This window comes from Nonomuraea lactucae (genome assembly GCF_003313395.1).
Classification (GTDB): domain Bacteria; phylum Actinomycetota; class Actinomycetes; order Streptosporangiales; family Streptosporangiaceae; genus Nonomuraea; species Nonomuraea lactucae.
Map to the genome: position 1 here is coordinate 1 of NZ_QNFZ01000833.1, position 5,765 is coordinate 5,765.

Consider the following 5,765-nt stretch of genomic DNA (forward strand, 5'->3'; position numbering starts at 1 on the left):
CCGCCTGGACGATCACCGTCCCGCCGGGCGCCCAGACGCCCGAACGGCCGGCGGCCCGGTCGAAGCCGCCTCCGGTGGACCCGGCGAAGCTCGCCACCACGACCCAGACCCGGTGATCGGCGGCCACGCGGCGGGCCCGCTCGTCCTGCAGGGCCCCCTCGGCGGCGTGCTTCACGGTGCCCGCGACGTACGCGTCCATGCCCAGCGCGGCGGTGTCGCGGGCGTGCCGCGGGACGCCGGTGTCCTTGCAGACGGCCAGCCCGAGCCGCCAGCCGTCCACGTCGAGCACCGCCGGGCCGCTACCCGGAGCGAACCTGACCGCCTCCTCCGTGCCCAGCCACACCTTCCGGTAGGCCACGGTGGCGCCAGTGCCGTCGACCGCCACGATGGCGATGTGCGGGCCTTCCACCGGGGCTCCCACCAGCGCCACCGAACCGGTCTCGGCGCAGGCCTCGACGATGGGCGTCAGCCGCGGGTCCTCCGCCGTGATCGCCGGGGCGTCCGGCTCGTACCCCGTCAGCGACAGCTCCGGGAAGACCACCACCCTGGCCCCGGCGGACCGGACCGTCTCGGCGTGGGTCGCCGCGTTCGCCGCCACGTCGTACGACACGCACTTCGGCTGGGCGGCGGCGATGCTCAAGGACCTGCGCATGCGAACACCCTAGCGGCCCACGACACCCCGACCAGGGCGCCTGTCAGGGGCCCTGGATCGCGGCGGTCAGGGGTGGCGGGTGAACGTGCCGAGGCCCGTGTGGTTCAGGGACTCGACCGTGACCGCCCGGGCGCGACCGCCCGGACCTGCGGTGAACCGCACCCCGGACAGGCCCGTCGCGTTCTCGCCGCGCGTCGCGCAGCTGAAGGTGTCGCCCGCGTAGTGGCGCAGCGGGAAGCGGAACCCCTTCGGGCCGAGCCGCATCACCAGCCCGCCGGCGCCCGAGGTGACCGTGAGGGGGCCGTAGTAGCGGTTGGCGTACGTGCCCGCGTAGGCGGCGGGCGGCCGGGCCGGGGCGGCGCCCGGCGGCGGCTCGGCGTAGTCGGTCCTCGGCCTCCCGGCCTGCTCCATCCGGGCGAAGATCCCGCCGAACAGGCCGAGCCAGTCGACCGTCCGCCTGCCGTGCTGGGCGATGTCGTAGAAGGTCGCGGCCACGGCCTCGGGGGCGCCCACCGGCTGGCCGTTCGTCAGCACCACGATGCCGAGCCCCTCGGAGGGCAGCATCGTCACGGTGGTGGCCGCGCCCAGCGAGAAAGCCCCGGAGTGGCTCAGCCGGAGCCGTCCCAGGTCGTCGTAGTCCACGTTCCAGCCGAGCCCGTAGAACCCTGGCCTGCCGTACGGGGCTCTGGGCGCCGAGGAGACGATGTGCGGCAGGTGCGTGCGGCCGAGGGCCGAGGGGGCGACGACCCGCCTGCCGCCGAACGTCCCACCGGCGAGTTGGAGGCGTATCCATGAGGTCAGGTCACGGGCGGTGGAGCTCGCGCCCCCGGCCGGCGACTGCGCCTGGGGGTCGCGCGCGTCCCCCGGCTCCCAGCGGCCGCCCACCTTGACGTGGGTCGCCGCCCGGTCGGGTGCCCGCTCGTAGGCGGAGAAATCAGAACTGGTGGAGTTCATGCCTAGCGGCTCGTACAGCGTCCGCGCCGACAGCTCCTCCCAGGTCGTCCGCCGGGCCCTCGCGACGGCGACCGCCGCCTCGGTGAACCCGAAGTTCGTGTACGCGTACGTCACGCGGAACGGGGAGAGCGGCTCGTAGCGCAGGTGGTCCAGGATGTAGGCGCGGCGGTACCCGAGATCCTCCAGCAGGTCCCCGGCGTGGTCGGGCAGGCCGCTGCGGTGCGAGAACAGGTCGGCGACCGTCACGTGCCGCGTCACCCAGGGGTCGGCCAGGGCGAACCCCGGATCGTGCTCGACGACGGGGTCGTCCCAGGAGACGGCCCCCTCCCCCACCGCCGCGGCGACGACCGTGGAGGCCAGCGGCTTCGACACCGACGCGAGCTGGAAGACGGTGTCCGGCCCGACCGCCCCCGGACTCCCCACGCGCCGCACACCGAACCCCTTGAGGTACGCCACCCGGTCCCGGTACACCACGGTCACGGCCATCCCGGGCACCCCGGTCCTGGCCATCGTGTCGCGTACGACCCCGTCCAGCCGGGAGACGGCGGCCTCGACCCGGGCCGGGGTGAGGGACGGCGGCGGCTCCGTGGGCGGCTCCGCCGAAAGCGTCACCCGGGGTGAGGGCGTCACCCGGGCCGGGACCCCCGCCGCGGCTCCGGATGGGAGCGGCGGCGGCGTGCCACCTCCGGCGCAGGCCGAGAGGAGCAGCACCGCCACCCCCAGGACCGCCGTGGCGGGCACGGCCTGGGAGTGCCGGCGGTGATGCTCCATGCCTCCATCGTCCGCCTCCTCGGTCCGCCTGCGGCGGCCGGGGCGGGAAGGGGCCTCGTCGCTAGCGCACCTCTCCGCCCGCCTCCAGGGTGGCGACCATCCTGTGGAGGCGGGCGGCCCGGGTCCCCGGCGTGCGCGCCGTCATGAGCCGGAGGAGCACGGTGTACCGCCTCCCCTTGCTGAGGGAGTCGAAGACGGCCTTCGCCTTCTCGTTGGCGTCCAGCGCGGCCTCCAGATCGGGCGGGACGGTGGCGTCCTTCGGCGGCTCGTACGCCGCGTCCCACCGCCCGTCCGCCTGGGCCGCCTCGACGGCCGCGAGGCCGGGCGGGCGCATGCGGCCCGCGGCGACGAGCGCCTCGACCTTGGCGACGTTCACCTTCGACCAGGAGCTCCTGGGCCGGCGCGGCGAGAACCTCTGCAGGTAGTACGCCTCGTCGAGCGACCTGGTGTGGCTGTCGATCCAGCCGTAGCACAGGGCCACGTCGAGCGCCTCGCCGCGCGTCGGCGACACCCCGCCCGCGCCCTTCTTGGCGATCTTCATCCATACTCCGGCCCCCAGCTCGTGGTTCCCGGCCAGCCATGACTCCCACTGGGCGGCGTCGTCGAACGCCATGATCCGCATACCGTCGAGTGCTTCCATCGTGCCCGCCCGCCGGTCAGGCCGGCCGGTCGGAGGCCACGACCTCCAGGTAGTGCGGGTTGTGCATGACACCCAGGATGTTCCCGAACGGATCCACCACGGAAGCGGTGACGAAGCCCTCGCCCTCGCCCCGTTCCGTGATCGGCTCGTGCTCCTTCGCGCCCAGCTCCAGCAGCCGGTCGCGAGTGGCGGTCAGGTCGTCCACGTGCCAGTACATGACGGCTCCGCCGGGCGCGGCGGGCGGCCCGCCGCGCTGGAAGCGCCTGTCGACGAGGCCCAGCTCGTGCTGGTAGTCGCCGATGCGGAACTCGCTGTAGGCGGTCCGGCCGTCCGGGCCCGGGACGTTGTAGTACGGCTCGACGCCCAGCAGTTCGGTGTACCACCTGATGGCGGCGTCCATGTCGTCGGCGTAGTAGCTGATGGTGGCGAATCCTCGAAGCATGCCCGCATTCCTCTCAATCCGCGGCGTTCGCTGCGTGTCAGGAACCATACGGGCCATTGAGGAACGTGCGTTTCCTCAATGCCTGGAAGACTGAGAACATGCTGGAGACCTCGGTACGCCTCCTCCGCCTGCTGTCGTTGCTGCAGGCGCGCCCCGACTGGCCCGGCGCCGAGCTGGCCGACCGGCTCGGCGTGACCACGAGGACCGTACGCAACGACGTCGAGCGGCTGCGCATCCTCGGATACCAGATCAACTCCACGACGGGCGCGGCCGGCGGCTACCGCCTGGGCTCGGGCGCGGCGCTGCCCCCGCTGATCCTCGACGACGAGGAGGCCGTGGCGGTGGCCGTCAGCCTGCACGCCGCGGCCGGCGGCACGGTGACGGGCATCGAGGAGACCTCGCTCCGGGCACTGGCCAAGCTCCAGCAGATGCTGCCGTCGCGGCTGCGCCGCCGGATCGAGGCGGTGCGCGCGGCCACGGTGTCCGTCACCGGCCGCGGCCCGACCGTGGACGCCGAGACCCTGACCGTGATCGCCGCCGCCATCCGCGACCACGAGCGGCTGCGCTTCGACTACCGGGGCCACGGGGGCGACGCCGGCGTCCGCACCGTCGAGCCGCACCGGCTCGTCCACACCGGGCGGCGCTGGTATCTGCTGGCCTGGGACGGCGACCGGGACGACTGGCGGACGTTCCGCGCCGACCGCATCAGCCCGCGCACGCCCAACGGTGGCCGCTTCACGCCACGCACGCCTCCGGACGGCGACGCCGCGGCGCACGTCGTCCGGGGCACGGGCTCGGCCGCGTGGCGGCATCCGGCCCGCGTCCGGCTGCACGCCCCCTTGGACGAACTCGCCGAGCGGCTCACCCCGGCCGCCGGGCTGCTGCGGGACGACACCGAGCACGGCGGCTGCGTGCTGGAGACCGGCGGCGACTCCCTTTACGACCTGGCGGCCTTCCTCGGCAGCCTCGGCGTCCCCTTCACCGTCCTGGACCCCCCTGAGCTGCGCGCCCTGCTGCGCGACCTGGCCACCCGCTACGCGGCCGCCGCCCAGGAGGACCGAGAACGGAGTTGACGCCGCACGGTCCCATGGTGCAATCATTCTCTGACAACGGTTTCAGTCAGGAGCGCGAGTGGCCACCATCCATGACGTAGCGGCTCGCGCCGGGGTGTCCCCCGCCACCGTCTCGCGGTTCCTGCGAGGCGGGCGCGTGCGCTCCTCCGAGGCCGTCCAGGCCGCCGTGGACGAGCTCGGCTACTGGCCGAGCGCCGCGGCGCGCTCCCTGAAGTCGGGCCGCACCCACACGATCGGCGGAGTGGTCCCCGACATCACCAACCCCTACTTCGCCGCGGTCGTCAAGGGCATGGAGTCGGTGACCCGCGCCGAGGACTACCGCCTGCTGCTCGCCAACACCGACGAGAGCGGCGAACGCGAGGACCACGTGCTCGCGGACATGATCCGCAGGGTCGACGGCATCATCCTGGCCCCGGCCACCGAGCAGGACCGGACGCCGCTGCACGTGCGCGACGCCGACGTGCCTCTGGTGTTCGTCGACCGCGACCTGGCCGGCGGCGAGCGCTTCGACGCCGTGCTCGTCGACAACGCCGGCGGCGGGCGGCAGGCGGCCGAGCACCTGCTGGGGCTCGGGCACACGCGCATCGCCGCGATCAGCGGCAGCCAGGACACGACTCCCGGGCGCTGCCGTCGCGAGGGGTTCCTGGACGCGCTCCGCGGCGCCGGGGTCGAGCCGCCCCCCGAGTACGACCTGGCCGGCGATTTCCGGGAGGCGAGCGGCTACCAGCTCACCCTGTCGCTGCTGTCGCTGCCCGAGCCGCCGACCGCGCTCTTCAGCGCCAACAACCTGATGACCCTGGGCGCCCTCAAGGCGCTCCACGACATGCGCGTGGACGTGCCGGGGAGGATGAGCCTGATCGGCTTCGACGACCTGGACACCGGCCCGCTGCTCCGCCCTCCCCTCACGGTCATCGACCGGCCGATGGTGGAGCAGGGGGTGCTGGCCATGCGGCTGCTCCTACGGAAGTTCGAGCCGGAGTACGCCGACGACACGCCCCGGCGCATCGTGCTGGACACCGAACTCGTCGAGCGCTCCTCGACGGCGCCACCCCGTTCCCTCGCCGGCCGCCGGGCGGCGACGACCTCACGAAGGGCCAGGCACTCATGAGCCCTCCCCTGACCACCCTCGACCCGCAGGCGATCGGGTCGTCGGACGCGACGTTGAGAGCGTTTCTGCATGGCCTGCCCGGTGTGGATCGGGTGGGTGCGGATCAGCGGGCGGCGATGCTGGGC

Annotated in this window: 6 protein-coding genes; 2 read left to right on the top strand and 4 right to left on the bottom strand. The window is 73.8% G+C overall.

Going from position 1 to position 5,765, the window contains the following annotated elements; all coding sequences use genetic code 11:
• The 4 genes from DQW85_RS28920 to DQW85_RS28935 form a co-directional block, all read right to left on the bottom strand.
• A partial coding sequence (locus DQW85_RS28920) for a carbon-nitrogen hydrolase family protein (RefSeq protein ID WP_162795459.1) occupies positions 1-652 on the bottom strand: 652 nt, incomplete at its 3' end.
• Positions 653-718: 66 nt separating this feature from the next.
• Entirely contained in the window at positions 719-2,377 is a 1,659-nt protein-coding gene (locus tag DQW85_RS28925) for a serine hydrolase (RefSeq protein WP_113703022.1), read from the bottom strand.
• 61 nt (positions 2,378-2,438) lie between these two features.
• Positions 2,439-3,017 (bottom strand): YdeI/OmpD-associated family protein, encoded by a 579-nt coding sequence (locus DQW85_RS28930; protein ID WP_113703023.1) that lies wholly within the window; start codon positions 3,015-3,017, stop codon positions 2,439-2,441.
• Between the two features lie 16 nt (positions 3,018-3,033).
• A complete protein-coding gene (locus DQW85_RS28935; RefSeq protein WP_113703024.1) occupies positions 3,034-3,459 on the bottom strand; it encodes a VOC family protein in 426 nt (141 codons plus the stop codon).
• 98 nt (positions 3,460-3,557) lie between these two features.
• On the opposite strand from DQW85_RS28935, the gene DQW85_RS28940 reads away from it, so the two are divergent.
• Both DQW85_RS28940 and DQW85_RS28945 read left to right on the top strand, forming a co-directional pair.
• Complete coding sequence (locus DQW85_RS28940; protein WP_113703026.1) at positions 3,558-4,532, top strand: helix-turn-helix transcriptional regulator; 975 nt, start codon at positions 3,558-3,560, stop codon at positions 4,530-4,532.
• A gap of 58 nt (positions 4,533-4,590) precedes the next feature.
• Positions 4,591-5,640 carry a LacI family DNA-binding transcriptional regulator gene (locus DQW85_RS28945; RefSeq protein WP_113703025.1) on the top strand — a complete coding sequence of 350 codons (1,050 nt, stop codon included), beginning with the start codon at positions 4,591-4,593 and terminating at the stop codon, positions 5,638-5,640.
• Positions 5,641-5,765 lie beyond the last annotated feature (125 nt).